Origin of the sequence: Herbaspirillum sp. VT-16-41 (assembly GCF_001994935.1) — a bacterium.
Classification (GTDB): domain Bacteria; phylum Pseudomonadota; class Gammaproteobacteria; order Burkholderiales; family Burkholderiaceae_D; genus Herbaspirillum; species Herbaspirillum frisingense.
The window spans coordinates 1-25,391 of record NZ_MUXB01000119.1 but is presented as its reverse complement, the minus strand read 5'-3'; the positions used below and the strand labels follow the sequence as shown (position 1 = coordinate 25,391).

Here is a 25,391-nt window from a genome sequence, read left to right as displayed (position 1 = left end):
GCATTGCGCGCGAAGGCGTGGATCATACGAAGTGAACCGCTGCGGCCTGATGGCGTGAGGGCCGTATTATAAAGTGCCGGCCTGCTTCCATCAGCGGACTGCATCAAGTAATGCGAGCTTGCCGCCAAGAAAAAACTGAGCCCGGACAATAAAATCAAACAGCGCTCGTGCAGGTTCGCACAAAAGCTGGCACACTCGTTCGCATCGTTTTCAGATCACGGGACTCCATGCAAGGAGCGGCAGGTAGGCGCAGTACGAGCCACACGCCGACGATACGGTGCGGCACGTTGCTGTAGAACAAAAAAGATCTTTGCCGCAGGGGAAATCAATGCGTGGCCGATTTACGCCATCAACTACACGCGCGCCCGTCGGGAGCCATCGATCAGGCGGCTGGCCGGCGGACTTGACAGGACAGACCCTCGCCGGCCTCAAGCTCGTCATTGCCGGGGTGGCTGCCGCATTGCTGCTGGCCGCTTGCGGAGGCGGCGATGATGGCGCTGCCGAGCCGGCGTCCAGCCAGGCGGTCGATCGCGCCGAGTCGTCCGGACCGCTGGTGCTGACGGCACTGGTGTGGGCGCCGGACTGGTCGGAGGAAATGCATCGGGTGGCCGATGCATTTGTCCGCGATCATCCCGATGTGCGCATCGACTTGCAGTTCATGATCGGCAATTCCGTCGAGGAAAACCTCAAGCCCCGTGCCGCCACCGACAGCCTGCCCGACATCATCTCCGTCAACGCCAGCCCCTACACCGCCGAGCTGGCCGATCAGGGCATGCTGGCCGACCTCGGGCAGACACATGCCTGGAACAATCTGCTGGACATCCTGCAACGCGAGTGGACGGCCCCGGGCGGGCGCCGCTACGGCATCCCCTCGGGTATCGCCACCACGCTGATCTACTACAACCGCGACATGTTCGAGCGCGCCGGCATCACGGCGCCGCCAACCGACTTCGAGGCCTTCCTGGCGACTGGCGCAGCGCTGCGAAAGGCCGGCTTCACGCCCCTGGCCCTGTCGGGCGCCTTCCCCAACATGTTGGGCAATGGACCGTTCAGCTATGGCTTTGCCAATGCCGTTGCGGCCAATGTCCCGGACTGGCGCGCCCGTATCGCCGATGGCAGCTTGCAGCTGGACAACCCGCAGGGCATTTCCATCTTCAGTCGCCTGCGTACGCTGGTGGAGCAGAAGATGGTCCAGGCCGACTGCCTGCGCGCCGGATACGATGCCACCCTGAACCAGTTTGCCGAGGGCCGTGTGGCGATGACCTTCCAGGGAACCTGGGCGGCAGGCGTGCTGATGCATGGGCGCGGGATGCGGGTGGGCGTCTTCCTGCCTCCGTGGAACGACAAGGGCCAGCCCATCAGGCCGGTCATCGGCAGCGAGACCGGTTTTGCCGTGGCCCAGGGCAGCAGCGCGCGGCACCGGGAAGTCGCGGCGCAGTTCCTGGATTTCCTGTATGGCCCGGGCATGAGCATCTGGCAGGGCAAGCGCCAGAACATCCCGCCCTTCCGCGTGATCGCAGGCGACGTCAAGGGCGACCGGGCGCTGTTTGCGCTGGTGGACGAGATGACACGCGATGCGGCGCGCACCAATGCGCCCGGTCTGTACTACTCGCTGTTGCCGGTCAATACCATCGAGGTCTTGCACAAGCAGCTGCAGGCAGTCCTGGCGGGCAGCACCATGCCGGCGCAGGCCGCGCGTGCAGTACAGGATTCCATCGCCGAACAGGCCGGCCTGGCGGGCAAGTGAGGCGGGAGACAGGATATGTTCCATGCATAGACGGCTAGACTTCCTCTCCCTGGGTTTCCTGCGCAGGATCGAGATCCGCTATCGGCTGATCAATTCCTTCATCCTGGTGTCGCTGGTGCCGCTGTTGATCTCGGGGCTGCTGGCCTACCGTGAGACCAGCCGCGCGACCCAGGACAAGGTGCGCGCCTACTCGGTGCAGGTAGCCCGGCAGATTTCACAGAACCTGCTGCTGCGCATGGAAAAGATCGAGGACACCAGCGAGGAACTGGCGCTCTCGGACAAGCTGCAACGACTGCTGGGCGATTATTACAGCGGCCATGAGGCCGCCAGTGCGGCGGCCCGCAGCGGCGTAGCTCGGGTGCTGCTCGATACCTATGGGGCCTTGCCTGACGTCAACCAGAAATACCTGCTGGACCGGCGGCGCCAGGTCATCGATCCGCAGATCTTCGCGCCGCTGGCCGGCAGCATCAGCCGCGTGGCCGAAGAGGCCCCCGACCTGGGTGGGCGCGCCTGGTGGACGCTCTATCACGCCGGCCACGGCCAGAAGAGCGTGGCCATGCTGCGTGAGATCCGCTTTACCGGCAACAACCGTCCGGCCGGCTATCTGTTCGTGGGAGTGAGGCCGAGCTATTTCTTCAGCATCTTCGAGGGCGTGGAACTGGGCTATGACTCCAGCATCTTCATCGTCGACGCCAGCGATGGCACGGTGGTGGTGCAGGGGCGCGACGGCAGCGCCAGCACCGCCGATCCGGCCTTGCTGAGCGGCATCTCGGAAAGCCTGTCGCAACGGCGCACCAGCGACTTCATCGCCTATACCGGGCTGGACAAGACACGCTACTACGCCGCCATCGCCAAGCTGCCACACTCGTCGTGGTGGGTGGTCAGTACCACGCCCAGCGACAAGCTCAACGCCGACACCCGTTCGGTACGCGACAAGATCATCGCCATCGGCCTGGGCTGCTTTGCGGTCTCGCTGCTGCTCTCGGCGCTGATCGCGCGCAGCATCAGCGTACCGCTGCAGCGGCTGGTCGGTGCCATGAAGGAAGCCGGCAGCGGCGATACCACGGTGCGGGTGGCGCAGGAAGGGGGCGACGAGATCGCCGTGCTCTCGCGCAAGTTCAATGAGATGGCCGGCAAGCTGCAACAGAACAAGGAAGAACTGGAACAGCAGGTGGCGCTGCGCACGCACGAGCTGGAGCGCGCCAACCGCAAGCTGGAAGCGCTCTCGGCCACCGATGGGCTGACCGGCGTGGCCAATCGGCGACGCTTCGACGAGGTGCTGGTCAATGAGCTGCGGCGCTCGGTGCGCTCCGGTCATCCGCTGGCCTTGCTGATGCTGGACGTGGATTACTTCAAGAAATACAACGACCGTTATGGCCATGTGGCCGGCGACGAATGCCTGCGCATCGTGGCGCGGGTGCTGCAGAAGAGTTCACGCCGGGCGACCGATCTGGTGGCCCGCTACGGTGGCGAGGAGTTCAGCGTCATCATCGCCGAGAGCGATACCGCGCATGCCCTGCAGCAGGCCGAGAACATCTGCCAGGCCATCTTCGAACTGAAGCTGCCGCATGCCGATTCGCCCTCCGGCTACATCACCGCCAGCATCGGCGTGGCCGCCCTGCAGGCCGACGACAGCACCACCGCCGAGCAGGTGGTACGCATTGCCGACCAGGCGCTGTATCACGCCAAATACCAGGGCCGCAACCGGGTGGTGCTGGGCAGCGATGCCACGCGCAACCTGTGATTCCGGCGCCTGCCTGCTGACAAAGCGCTGACGATGGAAGTCGCTTTGTAAAGTTTGATAAAGCGCGGCTGTTCCGCCCTGAACCATTGACCGTGCGCTGCATCATACCGCTATGCCAACCCGTCACCCTTGAGAGAGGTATAGCAGATGAACCCGAGTCGCCAAGAAAAAAAACACTGGACCATTGAAGACATCGACCTGAACCGCATTGACCTGGAGCGCGTACGCCACGATGAAGACCTGTTCTATCTGGTCGCCTGTGCCTCCTTCGTGGAAAGCGGTTCGGACCTTTACACGCACAACCTGGTGGAATACTACAAGGGCGATGCCGAGGTCGAGAGCTGGCTGCGCGAACAATGGGAAAAGGAAGAACTGCAACACGGCGCGGCGCTGCGCGCCTATGTCGAACACGTCTGGCCGGAGTTCGACTGGCAGCGTGCCTATCAAAGCTTCCTCGACGAGTATTCCGGTTACTGCAAGGTCGAGCTGCTCGAACCCACCCGCGCCCAGGAGCTGGCGGCGCGCTGCGTGGTCGAGACCGGGACCTCCACCTACTACCGCGCCCTGGCGCGTGCCACGGACGAGCCGGTGCTCAAGCACCTGGCGGGCCTGATCGCCACTGACGAGGTCAACCACTACAAGCACTTCTACCAGTACTTCCGCCGTTACCGCCGCCAGGAAAACATCGGCCGCTCGCGCGTCTTCGGCACCCTGAGCCGGCGTACGCTGGAACTCAAGAACGAGGACGCCGACTGCGCCATCCGCCATGTGGTGATGGTGCACAAGCCGGAGCTGGCAGCCGACCCGGTGCGGCTCAAGGAACTGGCCTCGCGCATGAGCCGCACGGTGCGCATGAATCTCAAACCCGAGACCACCATCAAGATGATCATGCGGCCGCTGGAGCTGCCGGTGGCGCTGCAGAACATGATCGAGTTTCCCCTGCGGCAATTCATGCAGCACGTGCTGTTGCGCTGAACGCCCTGCAATGGATGGTCCGGCTGCAGGGGCCGCAAGGAGCCCATGAAGTGCAGTACCCCGCATCCGGCCGGATCCCATTGTTAACAATCCTGACGGCCCGCCTGCTGCCCGGTGCGATCCTTTCCAAATCACGCCAAACCCGCCTGGGCTGGCGCCTGGCGACTTGCCCCAAGATCGGGCATCAAGAAGCGCCAGCTTGGTGAATATTGCCGTTGCACCATGACGCTGTCGACAATTGCGCTCGCCTTTGGTGCGCAAATCTGTTCCGGCTGACAACATTTCTCCCTCCTGCCGTCTCGTCCCGCCCCGCTTTGATGCAGGCCTGCGCCCGTGGCGCGCCATTGGCACGCATTCTGCTAAAGCGACTGGGCAGTGAAAAAAATCTTCCAAAACTTTTCTCGAGGGAGCACCACATGTCACGTCGTACCGTACTGAAAGCCACCGCACTGGGCGCATTCGCACTGGCCGCATCCTCCTGGCTGCCCTCCGCCTTCGCGGCCGACACCATCAAGGTCGGTATCCTGCACTCGCTGTCGGGCACCATGGCCATCTCCGAAACGTCTCTGAAGGACGTGGCCCTGATGACCATCGACGAAATCAACGCCGCCGGCGGCGTGATGGGCAAGAAGCTGGAACCGGTGATCGTTGACCCCGCTTCCAACTGGCCGCTGTTCGCAGAAAAGGCTCGCCAGCTGATTTCGCAGGACAAGGTGTCGGTGGTGTTCGGTTGCTGGACCTCGGTGTCGCGCAAGTCGGTGCTGCCGGTCTTCAAGGAACTGAACAGCCTGCTGTTCTACCCGGTGCAATACGAAGGTGAAGAGCTGGAGAAGAACGTCTTCTACACTGGTGCTGCGCCCAACCAGCAGGCCATCCCTGCGGTCGAATACCTGATGTCCAAGGAAGGTGGCGGCGCCAAGCGCTTCGTGCTGCTGGGTACCGACTATGTCTACCCGCGCACCACCAACAAGATCCTGCGCGCCTTCCTGCACAGCAAGGGCGTGAAGGACTCCGACATCGACGAGGTCTACACCCCCTTCGGTCACTCCGACTACCAGACCATCGTGGCCAACATCAAGAAGTTCTCGGCCGGTGGCAAGACCGCTGTGATCTCGACCATCAACGGCGACTCCAACGTGCCCTTCTACAAGGAACTGGGCAACGCCGGTCTGAAGGCGACCGACGTGCCGGTGGTGGCATTCTCGGTGGGTGAAGAAGAACTGCGCGGCGTGGATACCAAGCCGCTGGTGGGCCACCTGGCTGCCTGGAACTACTTCGAGTCCGTCAAGAATCCGGTCAACGCCGCCTTCATCAAGAAGTGGAAGGAATACGCCAAGGCCAAGAACCTGCCCAACGCCGATACCGTCGTGACCAACGACCCGATGGAAGCCACCTACGTCGGCATGCACATGTGGGCGCAGGCCGTGGAAAAGGCCAAGTCCACCGACACCGACAAGGTGATCGCCGCCATGGGTGGCCAGACCTACAAGGCACCGTCGGGCTACACGCTGGAAATGGACAAGACCAACCACCACCTGCACAAGCCCGTGATGATCGGCGAAATCAAGGCCGACGGTCAGTTCAACGTGGTCTACAAGACCAAGACCACCATCCGCGCGCAACCGTGGAGCCCGTACATCCCGGGTAACGAAAGCAAGCAGAAGAACTAAGCTTGTTGTAGTTGCAAGGCGTTCTTTCGGAGCGCCTTCGATACGCCGCGTTGCGGCTACTCAGTCCGAACGGGTCCTTGTTGCACAACCCACGGACCGTCCGATCTGAGTAGCCGCGTGGGCGGCGTATCGAAGGCGCTCCAACCGCCGCACGTTCCTCCCTCCACAAGAAGAACGCCCGACGATGCGCATCGGCCACGGCTTCGTGTCCGGCTCGCGCTTCGAGGCGCACACCATCATGACACCAGCCATCCAGTTCCTACGCGGGCTCCTCGCGACCTGGCTTTGCGTCCACGCCCTGACGGCGGGCGCGGCCATCGCACCGGACCTGCTCAAGCCCCTTGGCGGAGACGACCCCGACGCGCGCATCACCGCCGTCAACCAGATTGCGGCGCTGGCCAACGACGACGCCCTCAAGATTCTCAATGCCCTCAACAGCGACGCGCTCTATGTCACCCCTGCCGGTGACGTGCTCATCGTCGATGATGCGGGCAAGGCCTTCAACCCGGCCACCGACCAGACCGGCCCGGCACCTGATGATGCCGAGGGCATCACCGTCAACAACCGCCTGCGTGGCGCCGTCGACGGCGCCCTGTCGGGCTTGAAGCTGCTCTCGCCGCAACGCGACCAGCGCCTGGCCGCCGCCAGCGAGCTCCTGAAGAATGCCGACCCAGCGCAGATCCCGCTGATCGAAAAGGCGCTGGCCAAGGAGAGCGATCCCCAGATCAAGGACGTGCTGCTGCAGGTACAGGCCACTGCCAACCTGCATGCCACCGACCCGGCCGCGCGCCGTGCTGCGGTGAAGACGCTGGCCGAGACCACCAATGCCTCACTGAAGCCGGCGCTGGAAAACATGCTGGCCAAGAATCCGGATGGCTCCTATATCGAACCCGATGAAGGCGTGCGGGTGGAAGCCGTGCGCACCCTGTCGGCGCTGGACCGCCACCTGGCCATCGTGGACTTCGCCGGCAAGCTGTTCTATGGCGTCTCGCTGGGCAGCGTACTGCTGCTGGCCGCGCTGGGCCTGGCCATTACCTTCGGCCTGATGGGCATCATCAACATGGCCCATGGTGAATTGCTGATGATCGGCGCCTATACCACCTATGTGTGCCAGCTGGTGTTCCGCAAGTTCTTCCCGGGCGCCATCGATGCCTATCTGGTGGTGGCCCTGCCGGCGGCCTTCATCGTCGCCGCGGCCGTCGGTATCGCGCTGGAACGGCTGGTGATCCGCTGGCTCTACGGCCGTCCGCTGGAGACCCTGCTCTGCACCTGGGGCATCAGCCTGATGCTCATGCAAGGCGTGCGCTCCATCTTCGGCGCGCAGAACGTGGAAGTGGCCAACCCGAGCTGGATGTCGGGCGGGGTCACCGTGCTGGGTTCGCTGGTGCTGTCCTATAACCGCATCGTGATCGTGTTCTTTGCGCTGTTCGTGGTGTTTGCGGTGTGGCTGATCCTGAACAAGACCCGCCTGGGCCTTTTCGTGCGCGCCGTCACGCAGAACCGCCGCATGGCCGATTGCGTGGGCGTGTCCACCGGCAAGATCGACATGATGACCTTCGGCCTGGGCTGCGGCATTGCCGGTCTCGGTGGCGTGGCGCTCTCGCAGCTGGGCAACGTCGGCCCTGACCTGGGCCAGGGCTATATCGTGGATTCCTTCATGGTGGTGGTGCTGGGAGGCGTGGGCCAGCTGGCCGGTACCGTGATTGCCGCCTTCGGCCTGGGCGAAGTCAACAAGTTCCTGGAGCCGATGGCCGGCGCCGTGCTGGCCAAGATCGCCATCCTGGTCTTCATCATCGTATTCATCCAGAAGCGTCCGCAAGGTCTCTTCGCACTCAAGGGAAGGAGCGTCGAATGAGCACCATGATCATGCGCCCCTCGCTGTTCAATCGCCCGGCCTGGGCCGGGATCGTCATCTGCACCGTGGTATTGGCGCTGCTGCCGATCTGCAACCTGCTGTTCCCGGCGGACAGCAGCCTGCACGTGTCGTCCTATACCATCGCGCTGGTCGGCAAGTTCATGTGCTACGCCATGGCGGCGCTGGCGCTGGACCTGGTCTGGGGTTACACCGGCATCCTGTCGCTGGGCCATGGCGTGTTCTTCGCGCTGGGTGGTTACGCGCACGGCATGTACCTGATGCGCGCCATCGGCCGTGACGGCGTCTACCAGAGCGACCTGCCGGACTTCATGGTGTTCCTGAACTGGAAGGCCTATCCCTGGTACTGGTGGATGACGGACCATTTCTGGTTCTCCATGCTGCTGGTGGTGCTGGTGCCGGGTCTGCTGGCTTTCGTGTTCGGGTACTTCGCCTTCCGCTCGCGCATCAAGGGCGTGTATTTCTCCATCATCACGCAGGCCATGACCTTCGCCTTCATGCTGCTGTTCTTCCGCAACGACACGGGCTTTGGTGGCAACAACGGCTTTACCGACTTCAAGCGCATCCTGGGCTTCACCATTACCGCGCCGTCCACCAAGGCGGTGCTGTACCTGGTGACGCTGGCACTGCTGGTGGGCGCACTGCTGGTCTGCCGCATGATCGTCACCTCCAAGCTGGGCCGGGTGCTGCAGGGCGTGCGCGATTCCGAATCGCGCCTCATGTTCATCGGCTACAACCCGCTGTGGTTCAAGCTCTTCGTGTGGACGCTGTCGGCCGTGATCTGCGGTATCGCCGGTGCGCTGTACGTGCCGCAGGTGGGCATCATCAATCCGTCCGAGATGTCGCCGGCCAACTCCATCGAGATGGTGATCTGGGCCGCCGTCGGTGGCCGTGGCACGCTGATCGGCCCCATCATCGGCGCCTTCACCGTCAATGGCCTGAAGAGCTGGTTCACCGCGGCCTTCCCCGACCTGTGGCTGTATGCACTGGGCCTGATCTTCATCCTGGTGACGCTGTTCCTGCCGCAGGGCATCCTGGGACTGGTACAGAAACTCAAGAAACGCGCTGCCTCGGCGGCTGAAGCGAGCGCATCCAAGGAGGCCGCATGAGCGCCATCGAACCTGGCAAGAGCATGGGCAAAAACGCCGTCGTCATCGGCGGCCTGGGCGGCAATGTCGATACGCCGCGCGCCGACCACGGCACGTCCTACGATCGCATCAAACCCGAGGGCGTCGATACCACCCACGGGGCCATCCTCTACCTGGAAAACATCACGGTGTCCTTCGATGGTTTCAAGGCCATCAACAACCTGAACCTGGATATCTCGGTGGGCGAGCTGCGCTGCATCATCGGGCCCAATGGCGCTGGCAAGACCACGATGATGGATGTCATCACAGGCAAGACCCGGCCCACCGCCGGCACCGCCTTCTTCGGCCAGACCATCGACCTGACCAAGATGACCGAGTATGAAATCGCGCACGCCGGCATCGGCCGCAAATTCCAGCGTCCTACCGTGTTCGAGCAGCACACCGTGTTCGAGAACCTGGAACTGGCGATGAAGATGGACAAGCGTGTGAAGACCACGCTCTTTGCGCGCCTGTCGTCGGAACAGATCGGCAAGATCGAGGAAATCCTCAAGCTGATCCGCCTGAACGGCCAGGAACATCGCATCGCCGGCCTGCTCTCGCACGGCCAGAAGCAGTGGCTGGAGATCGGCATGCTGCTGATGCAGGAGCCGCAACTGCTGTTGCTCGATGAACCGGTGGCCGGCATGTCCGACGCCGAGACAGCGCGCACGGCAGAGCTCTTGAACGAGCTGCGCGGCAAGCATTCCATCATGGTGGTGGAACACGACATGGGCTTCGTCGAAGAGATTGCCCAGGGTGGCAAGGTGACCGTGCTGCACGAGGGATCGGTACTGGCCGAGGGCAATATGCGCCAGGTGCAATCCAACGAGCGCGTCATCGAAGTCTACCTGGGACGATAAGAGCGGAGACCATCATCCATGCTGCAAGTCAATGAACTGAACCAGTACTATGGCGCCGCGCATACGCTGCGCGGTGTCTCGCTCGATGTGCAGAAGGGCCGCGTGCTCTCGCTGCTGGGCCGCAATGGCGTGGGCAAGACCACGCTGCTGAAATGCCTGATGGGGGTGCTGCCGGTAGCCCGTGGCAATGTCATGTTCGAAGGCCACGACATCACCAAACTGAAGCCCCACCAGCGCGCACGGCTGGGCATCGCCTATGTACCGCAGGGGCGCGAGATCTTCGCGCGCCTGACTGTGGAAGAGAACATGCTCATGGGCATGGCCACGCTGTCGGGTCGCCGTGCCTCTACCATCAAGGGCGAGGTCTATGAACTCTTCCCGGTATTGAAGGAAATGTTGCACCGTCGCGGCGGTGACCTCTCCGGCGGTCAGCAGCAACAGCTGGCAATTGCCCGGGCGCTGCTGGCCGAGCCCAAGCTGATCATCCTGGATGAGCCGACCGAAGGCATCCAGCCCTCCATCATCAAGGATATCGGGCGCGTCATCAGCCTGCTGCGCCAGCGCGGCGATATCGGCATCCTGCTGTGCGAGCAATACTTCGACTTCGCCCGCGAACTGGCCGATACCTTCGTGGTCATGTCGCGTGGCGAGGTGGTCGCGGCCGGTACGCAGGACCAGATGGATGGCGATGATGTGAGGAAGCATCTGGCGGTCTGAAGTGCCTCAGCTGTCTGAGAAGCCCCGTCCACCAGATACCGTTCGGACTGAGTAGCGGCAAAGCGGCGTAGCGCCTTCGATACGACCCTGCAGGTCTACTCAGTCCGAACGGGGAGCGATGCACGAGACGAAGCTGCGCATTTGCGGCGGGTCTGCTATAAAGTCGCATGTTCGCGGCCGGCAGACCCGGCGCACGCTGCCCACCACGCAATGAAGAACCAGGTATGAAACGATTCCCCGGCCATCCGGAACCCGCCAGCATGCCGGCCCCTGCGACCCCGGGCGCGCCCCTGCGGCATGCGCCGGACCAGGCACGCCTGACGCTGGGCTTTGCCGACGATGGCGGCACCACGCGCCTGCTGCGACGTCAGCACTTCGGCCCCTTGCGCGTGCAGAAACCGCTCTACCCCGAAGACCCTTCCATCTGCCATGCCATCATCGTCCATCCCCCGGGCGGGATCGTGGGCGGCGACCAGCTCTCCATCACGGCCGAGGTGGGCGAACGCGCCCATGCCCTGCTGACCACGCCAGGTGCGGGCAAGTGGTATCGCGCCAACGGGCAGCATTCGCGCCAGGTGGTGCGTCTGGATGCTGGCGCAGGTGCAAAGCTGGAATGGTTGCCGCAGGAAACCATCTTCTTCGATGGTGCCGATGTGCGCATGGAACACGAGGTGACGCTGGCGGCCGACGCCGCTTACCTGGGTGCGGAGATTCTCTGCTTTGGTCGCACCGCCTCCGGCGAAACCTTCACCACCGGCGCGGTGAGCCAGCGCACCAGCATCCGCCGTGGCGGCAAGCTGGTCTGGTTCGAGCAAGGCCGCCTGCAGGCTGAGGCGGGTGCCATGCAGGGGCCGCTGGCGCTGGACGGACAGACCATCTGCGGTACGCTCATCGCCGTGGGTGATGGCATGGATGCCGCCCTGCTGGGCCGCCTGCGCGAGACCATCGGCGCGCTGCAACTGGAAGGGCGCAGCGGCGCCACCCTGATGAAGCAGGTGCTGATCGCCCGCTACATGGGCCAATCCAGCCTGGTGGCGCGACAATGGCTGCATACGGCCTGGCAGGTGCTGAGGCCTGCAGTCACCGGCAGGGAAGCGGCGATCCCCCGTATCTGGAATACCTGAGCTGCATCGTAGACACTGCATCAAGCAACGAGCAAAGTCATAGAAACTGAAGGCCGCCAGCCGGCCGGGAGCCAACATGGAACTGACACCAAGAGAAAAAGACAAGCTGTTGATCTTCACCGCCGCGCTGCTGGCCGAACGCCGCAAGGCGCGTGGCCTGAAGCTCAACTATCCGGAAGCGGTGGCGCTGATCACGGCCGCCATCATGGAAGGCGCACGCGACGGCAAGACCGTGGCCGAGCTGATGTCCGAGGGCACCACCATCCTGACCCGCAACGATGTGATGGAAGGCGTGCCGGAGATGATCCCCGACATCCAGGTCGAAGCCACCTTCCCCGACGGCAGCAAGCTGGTCACCGTCCACCATCCGATTCCTTGAGGAGCGCGTCATGATTCCAGGCGAAATGCTGGTCGAACCCGGCGACATCGAACTCAATAGCGGCCGTCCCACGGCCACCGTGACGGTGGCCAACAGCGGCGACCGGCCCATCCAGGTGGGTTCCCACTTCCATTTCTACGAAACCAATCCGGCGCTGCGCTTCGAGCGCTCCGTGGCCTATGGCATGCGCCTGAACATCGCCGCCGGCACGGCAGTGCGCTTCGAGCCGGGCCAGGAGCGCACGGTGGAACTGGTAGCGCTGGCGGGGGACCGCCGCGTCTATGGTTTCAATGCACTGGTGATGGGCAAGCTGAAAGCCAATGTCGGCACGGAGAAGAAGGGACAGTCCAAATGAGCAAGATTTCCCGCTCGGCCTATGCCGAGATGTTCGGCCCCACCGTCGGCGACCGCGTGCGCCTGGCCGATACCGCGCTGTTCCTCGAAGTCGAGAAGGACTATACGATCTATGGCGAGGAAGTGAAATTCGGCGGCGGCAAGGTGATCCGCGATGGCATGGGCCAATCGCAGCGCGCCCACGCCGACGTGATGGACACCGTCATCACCAATGCGCTCATCGTGGATCACTGGGGCATCGTCAAGGCTGACATCGGCATCAAGTCGGGCAAGATCGCCGGCATCGGCAAGGCCGGCAATCCGGACATCCAGCCCGGCGTGACCATGGCCATCGGCGGCGCGACCGAAATCATTGCGGGCGAAGGCATGATCGTCACCGCCGGCGGCATCGACAGCCACATCCACTTCATCTGCCCGCAGCAGATCGAGGAAGCGCTGATGAGCGGCGTGACCACCATGCTGGGCGGCGGCACCGGTCCGGCCGTGGGCACGGCGGCGACCACCTGCACGCCCGGCCCCTGGCACATCCATTCGATGCTGGCAGCCGCCGATGCCTTCCCGATGAACCTGGGCTTCCTCGGCAAGGGCAATGTCAGCCTGCCGCTGCCGCTGGAAGAACAGATCCGCGCCGGGGCCATCGGCCTGAAGCTGCACGAGGACTGGGGCTCGACCCCGGCGGCGATCGACAACTGCCTGACGGTGGCCGACCGCATGGATATCCAGGTGGCCATCCACACCGATACCCTGAACGAAGGTGGCTTCCTGGAGCACACCCTGGCCGCCTTCAAGGACCGTACCATCCACACCTTCCATACCGAAGGCGCGGGTGGTGGTCACGCACCGGACATCATTGCGGCCGTGGGCGAAGGCAACGTGCTGCCGTCCTCCACCAACCCGACGCGCCCGTTCACGGTCAATACGCTGGACGAGCACCTGGACATGCTGATGGTCTGCCATCACCTGGACCCGGCCATTGCCGAGGATATCGCCTTCGCCGAATCGCGCATCCGCCGCGAGACGATTGCGGCCGAGGATATCCTGCATGACATCGGCGCGATCTCGATGATGTCTTCCGACTCGCAGGCCATGGGCCGCGTGGGCGAGGTGATCCTGCGCACCTGGCAGACCGCGCACAAGATGAAGGTGCAGCGCGGTTCGCTGAAGGAAGATACGTCGCGCAACGACAACTTCCGCATCAAGCGCTACATCGCCAAGTACACCATCAACCCGGCCATCACCCACGGCATCTCGCACGTGGTGGGGTCGCTGGAGGTGGGCAAGATCGCCGACATCGTGCTGTGGAAGCCAGCCTTCTTCGGCGCCAAGCCCTCGATGATCCTGAAGAGCGGCATGATCGCGGCGGCCCAGATGGGTGACCCGAATGCCTCCATCCCGACGCCGCAGCCGGTGCATTACCGGATGATGTTCGGCGCCTATGGGGGTGGCCTGAAGACGTCCATGACCTTCGTTTCGCAGGCTGCCTTCGACGCCGGTATCGGCGAGCAACTGAAGCTCAACAAGCCGGTAGTGGCGGTGAAGAACATGCGCAACCTGCGCAAGCGCGACATGATCCACAACGGCGCCACACCGAAGATGGAAGTCGATTCCGAGACCTATGAAGTGCGCGCCGATGGCGAGCTGCTGGTGTGCGAGCCGGCGGTGTCGCTGCCACTGGCGCAGCGTTATTTCCTGTTCTGATTTCTTTAGAATTTTTCATGCTGACTCTCAATACCAAGATAGACCAGGCCGCGCAGATCGACGGTGAACTGGAACTGCCCTACGACCAGCGCGAGAAAAGCCGCCTGCGCGCCACGCTACGCTCGGGCGAGGATGTGGCGGTGTTCACCGTACGCGGTACCGTGCTGCGCGATGGCGACCTGCTGCGCGGCGACGATGGCCGCGTAGTGAAGATCATCGCCAAGGCCGAGGCCACCTACCGGGTCGATGCGGCCGACGCACACCTGCTGCTGCGCTGCGCCTTCCACCTCGGCAATCGTCACACCCAGGCGCATATCGGCCATGCGGGTGGCGTGGGCTTCCTGCGCATCCGCAAGGACCCGGTGCTCAAGGAAATGCTGGAGGGGCTCGGCGCACGCGTGTCGGAAGAAGAAGCCGCCTTCGAACCGGAAGCCGGGGCCTACGGCGGTGGTCATCACCATCACGGTGACGACCATCATCACAATCCGCTGGCGCCGATCCCGCTGCGCCAGAAGATCCACCGGCCCAGCGACAAGAAGGACGAGGGCTGATCCATGCACGCCAGCGCCTTGCTGCATCTGCTGCAACTGAGCAGCCCGTCCCTGCCGATTGGTGCCTACAGCTATTCGCAAGGGTTGGAGGCGGCCATCGAGAACGGGCGGGTCAACAGCGAAGCGGCGGCACGCGACTGGATCGGCCATGCGCTGCATGAGGTGGTGGCGCGCTTCGAGGCGCCTATCTTTGCGCGACTGGTGGCGGCCTTTGAATCTCGCGATGCCGAGGCGGTCACGCGCTGGACCGAGCGCTTCGTGGCGGCACGCGACACCTCGGAGTTTCGCGCCGAGACCATCCAGATGGGTTATTCGCTGGGCAAGCTGGTCGCCGACCTGAAGCTGGGCGATGCCGAGCTGCTGGCGCTGTTGCAGGCACAGCCGGAAGTACCGCTGCCCACAGCACTGGCCTTTGCCACGGTGGCGCTGCAGGTACCACGGGAGGCGGCGGTGCTAGGCATGCTCTTCGCCTGGGCCGAGAACCAGGTGCTGGCCTGCGTGAAGACGGTGCCGCTGGGTCAGGTGGCAGGGCAGCGCATCCTGCTATCGTTGCAGCCTGAACTGGAGCAGGCGGCCGCGACCGCGCTGACGCTGGAGGACGATGATCTGTGCAACTGGGCGCCGGGACTGTCGCTGCTGTCGATGCAGCATGAGGTGCAGTACAGCCGCATCTATCGCTCCTGATCATTTATATCATTAACGTAGCTACACGAACCAAGAGACAACCATGAGCAATTCCACTTCCAATCCGCTGCGCGTGGGCATCGGCGGCCCGGTCGGTTCCGGCAAGACGGCGCTGTGCGAAATGCTGTGCAAGCGCATGCGCGACCATTACGACATGGCCGTCATCACCAATGACATCTACACCAAGGAAGACATGGAGATCCTGCTGCGCGCCGATGCGCTGCCGGCCGATCGCCTGATGGGGGTGGAGACCGGTGGCTGCCCGCACACGGCCATCCGCGAGGATGCCTCGATCAACCTGGAGGCGATCGCCCGCATGAGCGCCGACTTCCCCGACCTGGACCTGATCCTGGTGGAGTCCGGTGGCGACAACCTGGCGGCCACTTTCAGCCCCGAGCTGTCGGACCTGACCATCTACGTGATCGACGTGGCCGGTGGCGAGAAGATCCCGCGCAAGGGCGGCCCCGGCATCACCCGCTCCGACCTATTGATCATCAACAAGACCGACCTGGCGCCCTATGTGGGCGCAAATCTGGATATCATGGCGGCCGATGCCAAGCGCATGCGTGGCGAACGCCCCTTCGTGTTCACCAACCTGCGTAGTGGCGAGGGTGTGGAGAAGGTGATCGAGTACATCCGCAAGCAGGGCTTGCTGGACCAGAAGCCAGTTCAATGAACGCGGCTTGAATCAATGACTACCGTTCGGACTGAGTAGGCCCGACAGGGCCGTATCGAAGACGTCACGACCGAGCGCCTTCGATACGCGGCAGAGCCGCTACTCAGTCCGAACGGAAAGCGCATCGTATCGACTGTGCGACGCTGCCCCTACAACTTAGACCCGCCTGTCATTTTTTACAGAATCTGCCCAAGGAGAAATCATGTTTGCACTCACCACCAAGACCCGCGCCCGTCTGGGCGTGCTGGCCGTCACCGCACTGGCGGCCGGCTCCGCGCTGGCCCACCCGGGCCATCCCGGTTCGACCATGGATGCCACGGCCAGCATGGCCGCCGGCTTCGCCCACCCGTTCTCGGGCGTGGATCACCTGCTGGCCATGCTGGCCGTGGGCCTGTGGGCGGCACAAAGCAAGCAGCGCGCCCTGTGGGTGCTGCCGCTGGCCTTCCCGCTGATGATGGTGGTGGGCGCGTTGCTGGCCTTCACTGGCCTGCAGGTGCCGGCCGTGGAAACGGGGATTGCTGCTTCGGTGGCGGTGCTGGGTCTGCTGATCGCGTTTGCGGTGCGCATGCCGCTGTGGGGCAGCACGCTGGTGGTATCGCTGTTCGCCATGTTCCATGGCTATGCCCACGGTGCAGAACTGCCGCACGGTAGCTCGGCCGCCCTGTATGGCGCCGGCTTCATTGCCGCGACCGCGCTGCTGCATGCGGCCGGTCTGGGTATCGGCCTGGTGGCCGGCCAGAAGATGGCCGACCGCGTGGTGCGCATCGGCGGCGTGGGTATCGCCGCCGTGGGTGCCTACCTGCTGGCGGCCTGAAGCGCTTGTTCTGCCTCCGGCTGGCCGCCGCGCGCGGCCAGCCAGGCGTCCAGCACGGCCTCGCTGCCCTTGGGGAAATGCAGGCCGAGCTTGGAACGCCGCCACAGGATGTCGGCCGCGCTGGTGGCCCATTCGTGGCGCAACAGATAGTCCACCTCGGCGGCGTAGAGTCCGCCCAGAATCTCTTCTCCCATCTCTTCCAAGCTCTTCTTTCCTTCCAGCAGCCCATGCGTGCGGCTGCCGTAGGCGCGCGCGTATCGCTGCAATAGTGATGCCGGCAGCCAGTGGTACTGCTGCTGCAGACTTGAAACGTATTGATCGAACTCGCGCACAGAACGGTTGGCCGGCTTCGTGCCGAACAGGTCGCCGCCCGGCAGGCAGCCGCCCTCGGTCCAGGCGCCGCGCTGGTTGCCCAGTGTGGGGGCGATCATGTCCACCGCCTCCTCAGCCAGCTTGCGGAAGGTGGTGATCTTGCCGCCGAAGACGGAGAGCAGCGGGGCGCCCTGGGTGTTCAGGTCGAGCTGGTAGTCGCGGGTGACGGCCGAGGCGTCGGCGGCGGCATCCTCCAGCAATGGACGCACGCCGGAGTAGGACCAGACCACGTCGGCCGGGGTAATGGGCTGGTCGAAATAGCGATTGGCGAGCTGGCACAGATAGCCGATCTCGTCCTCGGAAATGGCTACGTTTTCCACCTTGCCTTTGTATTCGATATCGGTGGTGCCGATCAGGGTGAAGTCGCGTTCGTAGGGGATGGCGAAGACGATGCGGCCATCCGGATTCTGGAAGATGTAGGCATGGTCGTGGTCGAACAGGCGCTTGACCACGATGTGGCTGCCCTTGACCAGACGTACCGATTTGCTGGAGTGCACGTGGGCTGCGTCGCCCAGGAACTGGGCCACCCAGGGACCGGCGGCGTTGACCACGCAACGTGCGCGCACCTGCATGGCATGACCATCGGCGCGCCGCAGCACGGCTTGCCAGCCCTGGTCCTGGCGGCTCAGGGATTCACACCGGGTGCGGGTCATGATGTGGGCGCCTTTTTCGGCGGCGTCCATGGCGTTCAATACCACCAGGCGCGCGTCGTCCACCCAGCCATCGGAATAGACGAAGCCACGGGTGAACTGCGACTTCAGGGGCGCACCCGAGGGGTGACGGCGCAGGTCCAGCGCACGCGAGCCGGGCAACAGTTCGCGCCGGGCCAGGTGGTCGTAGAGGAACATGCCCAGGCGGATCAGCCAGGCCGGGCGCTGGCCCTGGTCGTGCGGCATGACGAAGCGCAAGGGCCACATGATGTGGGGGGCGCTGCGCAGGAGTACTTCGCGTTCAATCAGGGCCTTGCGCACGAGGCCGAACTCGTAGTGCTCCAGGTAGCGCAGGCCACCGTGTATCAGTTTGCTGGAGGACGACGAGGTGTGCTGCGCCAGGTCGTGCTGCTCGCACAGCGCCACCGAGAGGCCGCGTCCGGCGGCGTCTCGGGCGATGCCGGCGCCGTTGATGCCGCCGCCGACCACCAGCAGGTCGTATTGCGGGGGATAGGTGATGCCTTCGGTGCCACGTGCTTTCATGCAGGCCTCGCTTCAGGATTAGAGAATGCGCTTGCGGATCTGGGTCACCACCACTTCGGTGACGATCACGATGGCGAAGATGGAGACCAGCACGGTGGCCACACGCGGCCACTGGAACAGGTTCAGGGCAGTGTCCAGCACCATGCCCACGCCACCGGCGCCGACGATGCCCAGCACGGCCGATTCACGCACATTGATATCCCAGCGCAGCAGCACGATGGACATGAAGGCGGGCTTCAGCTGAGGCCAGTAGCCGTACCAGATCTCGGAGAACTTGCTGGCACCCGAGGCCTGCAGGGCTTCGATCGGACCACGCGGCATCTGCTCGATGGTTTCGCCGGCCATCTTGCCGACGAAGCCGATGGAGCGGAAGGCGATGGCCAGGGTGCCCGCCAGCGGGCCGGGTCCGAAGATGGCCAGGAACAGCAGCGCCCAGACCAGCGAATTGACCGAGCGGCTGGCCACCAGCACGATGCGGGCGAACAGGTTCAAGGCACGGTTGCGGGTCAGGTTGGGCGCGACCAGCAGACCGAAGGGAATGGCCAGGACGATGGAGAGCAGGGTGCCGAGGGTGGCGATGTGCAGGGTTTCGATCAGGCCGGCCTTCACGTCGGTGCCGAAGTATTCCCAGTCGACAGGCCACATGCGGGAGAGCATGTCGCTCATCTGTTCCGGAGCATCGTAGAGGAACTCGGGGATGATTTCGATATAGCGCAGCGACTGCACCACGGCCAGCGCGATGACCAGCCACACCGTGAAGCGCAGCACGCGCTGCAGCGGCGTGTGACGCTGCCATTCGCGCTCGGCCGGAGTGAGCGCGGCCGGGGGACGGGAGAGGACGGTATCAGACATTGAAGACCTTCTTGACCGAGTTCGCCAGCAGTTCGCCGACGACGATGATGGTGATGATGGTGACCAGGATGGTGAGCACGAAGTCGTAGTCGAAGCGCTGGAAGGCGGAGAACAGCACGCCGCCCACGCCACCGGCGCCGACGATGCCGACCATGGTGGAGTTGCGCAGGTTGGAGTCGAGCTGGTAGGTGGAGAAACCGACGAAGCGCGACATCACCTGCGGCAGTACGCCGAACAGGATCACGTTCATGAAGGACGCACCGGTGGCGCGGATGGCTTCGACCTGCTTGATGGAGATTTCCTCGATGGCTTCGGCGAAGAGCTTGCCGATGAAACCGATGGACGCGACGATCAGCGCCAGCACGCCGGCCAGGGCGCCAAAGCCGACCGCCTTGACGAACAGGATGGCCACGATCACCGGGTGCAGCGAACGGCAGACCGACACCAGTGCGCGTGCGGGCCAGGAGATCCATGCCGGCATCAGGTTGCGTGCCCCCATGAGGCCGATGGGCAGCGACAGCAGGATACCGAAGAGCGAGGCCAGCACGGCGATCTGCAGCGTTTCCTTGATGCCGCCCCAGAGGATGTCGCCCTTGGACAGGTCAGGCGGGAACATGCGGCCGAGGAACTTGCCGCCATTGCCCAGGCCGGACGAGAAGCGCTCCCAGGAGAATCCCAATTGGGTGGCGGCGTAGATCGCGTAGAGGGCGATCAGCCAGATCACCACGCGGGTGACCAGCTGCGGCTTGAAGGCCAGGCTCACGCGGGCGCCGGCGTTGTGTGGGGAGGGGGGAGTTGCGGTTGTCATGCCAGCCAGTCCTCGCCACCGTAGATCTGCTTGAGGAAGTCATCCGACAGGTTCTCGGCATTGCCGTCATAGATCACGTGGCCGCCGGACATGCCGATGATGCGGTCGGCGTAGCGCTTGGCCAGTTCGACATCATGGATGTTGACGATGACGGGGATCTTTTGGGCGCGACCTTGTTCCTTGAGCAGCGAGATGATCTCGAAGGAGGTCTTGGGGTCCAGCGAGGAGGTCGGCTCGTCGGCCAGCAGCAGGCGCGGGCGCTGCATCAGGGCGCGGGCGATGCCCACGCGCTGGCGCTGGCCACCGGAAAGCGCATCGGCGCGCTGGTTGGCGAAATTACCCAGGCCGACGGTGTCCAGCAGCTCGAAGGCGTGGGCGATGTCTTCCTTGCTGAAGTTGCGGCGCCAGGCGGTGAACGCGTTGACGTAGCCGAGGCGTCCGCACAAGAGATTTTCCATCACAGACAGGCGCTCGACCAGGTTGTATTCCTGGAACACCATGCCAATGTGACGGCGCTGCTCGCGCAGGGCGCGACCGCGCAACTCGGCCAGGTTCACGCGCTTGCCTTCGCCTTCGAACCAGATCGCGCCGCGGCTGGGGTCAACCAGGCGGTTGATGCAGCGGATCAGGGTCGACTTGCCGGTGCCGGAAGGGCCGATGATGGCGACCAGGCCGGCATCGCCGATCTTCAGGTCGATACCCTTGAGGATGGGATGGCCGGGCTTGTATTCCTTGACCAGGCCCTGGATTTCGATGGCGTGTGACATGGGAGGCGCTTTCTCTGGTGATGCGCGGCCATTCGCGGGATGCGAGGGGCCGCAGCCCGTGCGGTGGGCACGGGCCGTGTTGCTTGGTTCGGTGTAGGTCGGGTACTGCGGCACCCGGGCCAGGACGGCTACGGGTGGGAGGCTCAGGCCACGTGCTTACTTCTTGCCGGCGTTCTGCTTGTCGTAGGCGGCGCGGTTGAAGGATTCACCTGCGGAATGGGCGACGAAGCGCACCATTTCGAAATCCTTCTTGTAGTTGATCGGGTAGAAGCGATCGGAACCGGCGAAAGCCTTCTTCAGCTCATCGGTGAAGCGGTAGTCGTAGAAGCACTTGAGCATCTTGTCGCGGAAGTTCGGCTCCAGGTCATGCGCGTAGGCGAAGTCCTGGGTCGGGAATTTCTCGCTGTGCCAGATGACACGGAAGTTCTCGGCCTTGATCACGCCGCGCTCGACCATGCGGTCGAAGACGTCGGATGCGATGGCGGCTGCGTCGTAGTCACCCGAGTTCACGCCCAGGATGGACTGGTCGTGCTTGCCGGAGAAGATGACCTTGTAGTCCTTGTCCGGGGTCACGCCCAGCTTGGGGAACAGGGCCATCGGCGCCATGTGGCCGGAGTTGGAGGAGGGTGCGGTGTGCGCGACCTTCTTGCCCTTCAGATCGGTCATCTTCTGGATGGGGCTGTCCTTGCGCACGATCACGTTCAGGGTATAGCCCTGGTAGCCCTTGGCGTCGCCAATGACAGCGAACGGCACGGCGCCGGCGATGTTGACGGCGAAGTTGGTGGGGCCGGGCGAGAAGCCGCCGACGTGCAGGCGACCGGAGCGCATGGCTTCGATTTCAGCCGCATTGGACTGGACCTGGAAGAACACCACCTTCTTGGCGGTGCACTGCGACAGGTAGTCGGTGAAGGGCTTGAAGATCTTGTCGTAGACGGCCGGGTCTTCCACCGGGGTGAAGGTGAAGACCAGGGTATTGGGGTTCTTCAGCTTCTTGGGATCGGTGGGGGTGTCGGCCGTGAGGTCGTTATTGGCGTCGCAGTATTGCTGGTCGAGGTCACCGCGGTTGGTGCAGGTGTCCTGGGCGAAGGCGATGGCCGGTGCGGCCAGGGCGAGTGCCAACAGGGTCTTGATCAGACGCTGGGTCATGCTGTCTCCTAGAGATGGTTTTGGTCTTGGTGCCGGTCGCGACGGCTGACAAATTCAGGTGCTGGCCGGCGATGTGCGGGAGTGTAGGCGAGGGGCGCGGCTTTTACTACTGCGGCACCTTGCCAAAACGAGGGTTTCCTTGCAGCTGCCTTTCCGGTGGCTTTCAATCTGCTTTCAAAGCGCATCCGCACAGGGCTCGCGCTGGGGGAGGTTTGGCGGTATAAAGGCGGCTTACCAACGATAACGACATGGGACATCATGCATATCCTGCTGGTGGAGGACGACATCGACATGTCGCGTGCGCTGCTCAGGGCGCTGGAGCGACGGGGTTTTCAGGTCACGCATTGCGGCGACGGCATCAGTGCGTTGTCGCACATCAAGGATGGGGTCGGCGACCTGGTGGTACTGGACCTCAACATTCCCGGGCTGGACGGCCTGCACCTGCTGCAGCGGATCCGCTCGCAGGATATCGGCACGCCGGTGATCGTGCTGACCGCGCGCGGCGCGGTGGGCGATCGCGTGGTGGGTCTGAATGCGGGCGCTGACGACTACCTGGCCAAGCCCTTCGACCTCGATGAACTGGATGCGCGCATCCGCGCCTTGCTGCGGCGTCGCACCAATGCCGATGATGGCGTGCAGCGTTGTGGCGGGCTGCGCTTCGATCGTGGTTCCGGGGCCTTCTATCGTGGTGACGATCCGCTGGAGTTGACGCCGCGCGAGCATACGCTGCTCAAGGCGCTGATTGCCAAGCCGGGACATGCGGTGACCAAGGAAAAGCTGTTCCGGCTGGTATTCCCGATGGAAGAGAATACGCAACTGGAGGCCATCGAAGTGGTGGTGCATCGGGTGCGCAAGAAGCTCATGGAGACCGGTGCGGAGATCATGACCTTGCGCGGCCTGGGTTATCTGTTGCGCGACAGGCAGCAGCAGGGCGGCGGGGACTGAGGACGTGGCGCATCTGTTTTCGAGGCGCCGCTCGGTGCGCGCCTATCTGCTGGCATGGATCATCTCGCCGATTGCCCTGTTCATCATCATTGATTCCTTCTCGTTGTATCGCAATACGCTGGAGTCGGTGAACACGGCCTATGACCGCATGCTGATCGCCTCGGTGCATTCCATCGGTGATCTGCTGCGTATCGAGAATGGCGAGCTGAAGGCCTCGCTACCCTATGCGGCGCTGGAAATCTATGAGGCGGATTATTCGAGCCGGATGATCTATCGCATCAATGACCTGGAAGGCAAGTTCTTCGACGGTGATGCCGACTTGCCATCCTATAAGGGCAAGGCGGACAAGGAGGCCATCTATCCGGCGTTGGCGCATATCTACGAAGACAATTACAACGGCGTCCCGGTGCGGGTGGCCGCACTGTTCCAGCCGGTAGTGACCAATGACCCGCGTGGTGCGGCCCTGGTGCAGGTGGCGGAGACCATGGAGAACCGCAGTGCATTGGCCCGCAAGATCTTCTGGGAAACGCTGATCCGGCAGGCGGCCTTGCTGGTGGTGATCGTGTCGGTGACCCTGTATGTGGTGCGGCGTGCCTTGCAACCTGTGGATGCCTTGCGCCGTCAGCTGGATGAACGGCCTGCAGACGATCTGTCTCCGGTGGCGCCGCCGATGGCGCCGCGTGAGTTGCAGCCGTTCATCAATGCACTGAACCAGTTGATGGCGCGCTTGCGGCGCCTGCTGGATCACCAGCAACGCTTTGTGGCAAATGCATCGCACCAGTTGCGTACTCCGCTGGCAGTATTGAAGACGCAGTTGCAGTCTGGCTTGCGCGGGGATGCACCGGCGCAGGAGATCCTGCAGGAGATGTCGGGAACGGTGGAGCGGGCAACCAACCTGGCCAACCAGTTGCTGTCGCTGGCCAAGGTCGAGCAGATACGGGGACGGGGTGCGCAGGAGGTGTGTGATCTGGGCATGCTGGCGCGTGAGACGGCAGTGGACCTGTCGCCGTTGATTGCGGAGAAGGACCTGGACTTTGAACTGGAAGCCGAGAAGATACTGGTGATGGGGCATCCGTGGATGATCGGAGAGCTGATCTCCAATCTCTTGCACAACGCCATACGGCATACGCCGATGCGGGGACGGTTGGGGATTCGCATCAGCGCAAGGGACGAGGTGGCGGAGTTGCTGATCTGGGATAGCGGGGAGGGTATCGACGCACCGGCCATGGAAAATGTCTTCAAGGCGTTTTCCTCGAATGGATCTTCGTCAGGCGGACTGGGACTGACGATCTGCGGTGAGATCGTGGACTCGATGCAGGCGACCATCAGCTTGCGCAATCGGATGGGCGATGCTGGCCAGGTCGAGGGGCTGGATGCGTTAGTGCATTTCAGAGCGGTGACTGGCTGAGTTTGAAAGGGCTGTGGAAAACTTAATTTTTCCCCCGCTCTGGGCTGCAAAGTGCTCTGGTTGCAGGTCGTTGTCGAAGATGCGGTGTATAAGTATTTCTCTTGCCTGGGTTCTTGTGCCTGTTGTGGACAACTTGGCTGGAATCCAGTCTGGAGGCGGACTTGTGGATGGATCAACGTAATACTGTTGATCTGCTTATGCGCGTGAATTGTTAGAGATGCCGGTCATGCCGGCATTTTTATTGTCTCGCGGGATTACGGGCCTGATAGGCGAGTGTTAGTAATGTCGGTGCTGTGGTCGTATAGGAAGACTATGCGAAGGCAATTTTATTTTTGCTTGTGCATAAGATGATCGAGCGGGTGTGCCAGATCATTCTGGCTGTGGATAAGACATCGACGCAGGTGCAACGGACGAGATGCTCGTCATCAATCACTGTGTATAAGTCTGATCGACCACGTTGGCCCTGGTTGTTGCGAACTGTGGAATAACTCAGCAGGAAGTCGCGTCGGTGGGTTGATGGACGGGAAGCAAGCTTGGCTGCATGCTGATAACGGTGAGGATTGGGACATCGCCAGGGAGTGTTGGCGGTGATATCCCCAGTGCTTGTGGATGATATTTTGTCCCGCGCACTCGCGGTGTAGCGCAATGGGTAGGGCACTACTAACACAAAGGCATGGCCTCTTACAGCGCAACGCCAGCTGATCAGTAGGCGGCCGGCGGAGTGTCCGCGCCTTACCAGCTCTTCAATCCGCGTCACTGGAACCCAAGTCAAGGTCAGCCTAATGAGAGCAGGGAGCGCGATGCTCATCAGCGCGGACCTGTTGAGTTGCATGCAGCCGGGTGGGATGGGTGCGTGTTTTTGCCGCCGCAAAGCAAAAACCCTCGCTACTTTCGTAACGAGGGTTCT

Annotated in this window: 23 protein-coding genes; 18 read left to right on the top strand and 5 right to left on the bottom strand. The window is 63.2% G+C overall.

From position 1 onward, the window contains the following. The first annotated feature begins 403 nt into the window (after positions 1 to 403). From BTM36_RS17450 to BTM36_RS17375, 16 genes are all read left to right on the top strand, one after another. Positions 404 to 1,747 (top strand): ABC transporter substrate-binding protein, encoded by a 1,344-nt coding sequence (locus tag BTM36_RS17450; RefSeq protein ID WP_077237284.1) that lies wholly within the window; start codon positions 404 to 406, stop codon positions 1,745 to 1,747. 22 nt (positions 1,748 to 1,769) lie between these two features. Further along, positions 1,770 to 3,491 (top strand): sensor domain-containing diguanylate cyclase, encoded by a 1,722-nt coding sequence (locus BTM36_RS17445; protein ID WP_006464623.1) that lies wholly within the window; start codon positions 1,770 to 1,772, stop codon positions 3,489 to 3,491. Between the two features lie 147 nt (positions 3,492 to 3,638). Next, positions 3,639 to 4,466 carry a ferritin-like domain-containing protein gene (locus BTM36_RS17440; protein ID WP_077237283.1) on the top strand — a complete coding sequence of 276 codons (828 nt, stop codon included), beginning with the start codon at positions 3,639 to 3,641 and terminating at the stop codon, positions 4,464 to 4,466. A gap of 416 nt (positions 4,467 to 4,882) precedes the next feature. Beyond that, positions 4,883 to 6,136, top strand: a complete 1,254-nt coding sequence (gene urtA, locus BTM36_RS17435) for an urea ABC transporter substrate-binding protein (RefSeq protein ID WP_006464625.1) — start codon at positions 4,883 to 4,885, stop codon at positions 6,134 to 6,136. A 238-nt stretch (positions 6,137 to 6,374) separates the two neighbouring features. Then, positions 6,375 to 7,991, top strand: a complete 1,617-nt coding sequence (gene urtB, locus BTM36_RS17430; RefSeq protein WP_077237304.1) for an urea ABC transporter permease subunit UrtB — start codon at positions 6,375 to 6,377, stop codon at positions 7,989 to 7,991. Further along, on the top strand, positions 7,988 to 9,118 hold the full coding sequence (gene urtC / locus BTM36_RS17425; RefSeq protein WP_077237282.1) for an urea ABC transporter permease subunit UrtC: 1,131 nt from the start codon (positions 7,988 to 7,990) through the stop codon (positions 9,116 to 9,118). Before urtB ends, urtC begins: the two co-directional genes overlap by 4 nt. Beyond that, positions 9,115 to 9,996 (top strand): urea ABC transporter ATP-binding protein UrtD, encoded by an 882-nt coding sequence (gene urtD / locus BTM36_RS17420; RefSeq protein ID WP_077237281.1) that lies wholly within the window; start codon positions 9,115 to 9,117, stop codon positions 9,994 to 9,996. The genes urtC and urtD overlap by 4 nt, the downstream gene beginning before the upstream one ends. An 18-nt stretch (positions 9,997 to 10,014) precedes the next feature. Further along, a complete protein-coding gene (urtE, locus tag BTM36_RS17415) occupies positions 10,015 to 10,713 on the top strand; it encodes an urea ABC transporter ATP-binding subunit UrtE (protein WP_006464629.1) in 699 nt (232 codons plus the stop codon). Between the two features lie 260 nt (positions 10,714 to 10,973). Further along, positions 10,974 to 11,837 (top strand): urease accessory protein UreD, encoded by an 864-nt coding sequence (locus BTM36_RS17410; protein WP_077237280.1) that lies wholly within the window; start codon positions 10,974 to 10,976, stop codon positions 11,835 to 11,837. Positions 11,838 to 11,913: 76 nt separating this feature from the next. Beyond that, positions 11,914 to 12,216 (top strand): urease subunit gamma, encoded by a 303-nt coding sequence (locus BTM36_RS17405; protein ID WP_017452803.1) that lies wholly within the window; start codon positions 11,914 to 11,916, stop codon positions 12,214 to 12,216. Positions 12,217 to 12,226: 10 nt separating this feature from the next. Next, positions 12,227 to 12,571 carry an urease subunit beta gene (locus BTM36_RS17400; RefSeq protein ID WP_077237279.1) on the top strand — a complete coding sequence of 115 codons (345 nt, stop codon included), beginning with the start codon at positions 12,227 to 12,229 and terminating at the stop codon, positions 12,569 to 12,571. Further along, a complete protein-coding gene (ureC, locus tag BTM36_RS17395; RefSeq protein WP_006464633.1) occupies positions 12,568 to 14,268 on the top strand; it encodes an urease subunit alpha in 1,701 nt (566 codons plus the stop codon). Before BTM36_RS17400 ends, ureC begins: the two co-directional genes overlap by 4 nt. Positions 14,269 to 14,285: 17 nt before the next feature. Beyond that, positions 14,286 to 14,819, top strand: a complete 534-nt coding sequence (gene ureE / locus BTM36_RS17390) for an urease accessory protein UreE (RefSeq protein ID WP_006464634.1) — start codon at positions 14,286 to 14,288, stop codon at positions 14,817 to 14,819. 3 nt (positions 14,820 to 14,822) lie between these two features. Beyond that, positions 14,823 to 15,503: an urease accessory protein UreF gene (locus BTM36_RS17385; protein ID WP_077237278.1), complete on the top strand. Its 681-nt coding sequence runs from the start codon at positions 14,823 to 14,825 to the stop codon at positions 15,501 to 15,503. A 43-nt stretch (positions 15,504 to 15,546) separates the two neighbouring features. Continuing rightward, positions 15,547 to 16,179 (top strand): urease accessory protein UreG, encoded by a 633-nt coding sequence (gene ureG / locus BTM36_RS17380; protein ID WP_077237277.1) that lies wholly within the window; start codon positions 15,547 to 15,549, stop codon positions 16,177 to 16,179. 202 nt (positions 16,180 to 16,381) lie between these two features. Next, positions 16,382 to 16,993 (top strand): HupE/UreJ family protein, encoded by a 612-nt coding sequence (locus BTM36_RS17375; RefSeq protein ID WP_006464637.1) that lies wholly within the window; start codon positions 16,382 to 16,384, stop codon positions 16,991 to 16,993. Here BTM36_RS17375 and glpD read toward each other — a convergent pair. The 5 genes from glpD to phnD form a co-directional block, all read right to left on the bottom strand. Further along, positions 16,975 to 18,558 (bottom strand): glycerol-3-phosphate dehydrogenase, encoded by a 1,584-nt coding sequence (gene glpD / locus BTM36_RS17370; RefSeq protein ID WP_077237276.1) that lies wholly within the window; start codon positions 18,556 to 18,558, stop codon positions 16,975 to 16,977. The two genes, BTM36_RS17375 and glpD, sit on opposite strands and share 19 nt — an antisense overlap. Positions 18,559 to 18,576: 18 nt before the next feature. Beyond that, positions 18,577 to 19,410: a phosphonate ABC transporter, permease protein PhnE gene (gene phnE / locus BTM36_RS17365; protein WP_006464639.1), complete on the bottom strand. Its 834-nt coding sequence runs from the start codon at positions 19,408 to 19,410 to the stop codon at positions 18,577 to 18,579. Next, positions 19,403 to 20,218, bottom strand: coding sequence for a phosphonate ABC transporter, permease protein PhnE (gene phnE, locus BTM36_RS17360; RefSeq protein WP_077237275.1), 816 nt, complete (start codon positions 20,216 to 20,218; stop codon positions 19,403 to 19,405). The genes phnE (BTM36_RS17365) and phnE (BTM36_RS17360) overlap by 8 nt, the downstream gene beginning before the upstream one ends. Continuing rightward, positions 20,215 to 20,985 carry a phosphonate ABC transporter ATP-binding protein gene (gene phnC / locus BTM36_RS17355; RefSeq protein ID WP_006464641.1) on the bottom strand — a complete coding sequence of 257 codons (771 nt, stop codon included), beginning with the start codon at positions 20,983 to 20,985 and terminating at the stop codon, positions 20,215 to 20,217. Before phnC ends, phnE (BTM36_RS17360) begins: the two co-directional genes overlap by 4 nt. Positions 20,986 to 21,141: 156 nt before the next feature. After that, positions 21,142 to 22,131: a phosphate/phosphite/phosphonate ABC transporter substrate-binding protein gene (gene phnD / locus BTM36_RS17350; protein ID WP_006464642.1), complete on the bottom strand. Its 990-nt coding sequence runs from the start codon at positions 22,129 to 22,131 to the stop codon at positions 21,142 to 21,144. A gap of 258 nt (positions 22,132 to 22,389) precedes the next feature. Here phnD and BTM36_RS17345 point away from each other — a divergent pair, with 258 nt between their 5' ends. Continuing rightward, positions 22,390 to 23,076: a response regulator transcription factor gene (locus BTM36_RS17345; protein ID WP_077237274.1), complete on the top strand. Its 687-nt coding sequence runs from the start codon at positions 22,390 to 22,392 to the stop codon at positions 23,074 to 23,076. Between the two features lie 4 nt (positions 23,077 to 23,080). After that, a complete protein-coding gene (locus BTM36_RS17340; RefSeq protein WP_077237273.1) occupies positions 23,081 to 24,484 on the top strand; it encodes a sensor histidine kinase in 1,404 nt (467 codons plus the stop codon). Positions 24,485 to 25,391: the final 907 nt, after the last annotated feature.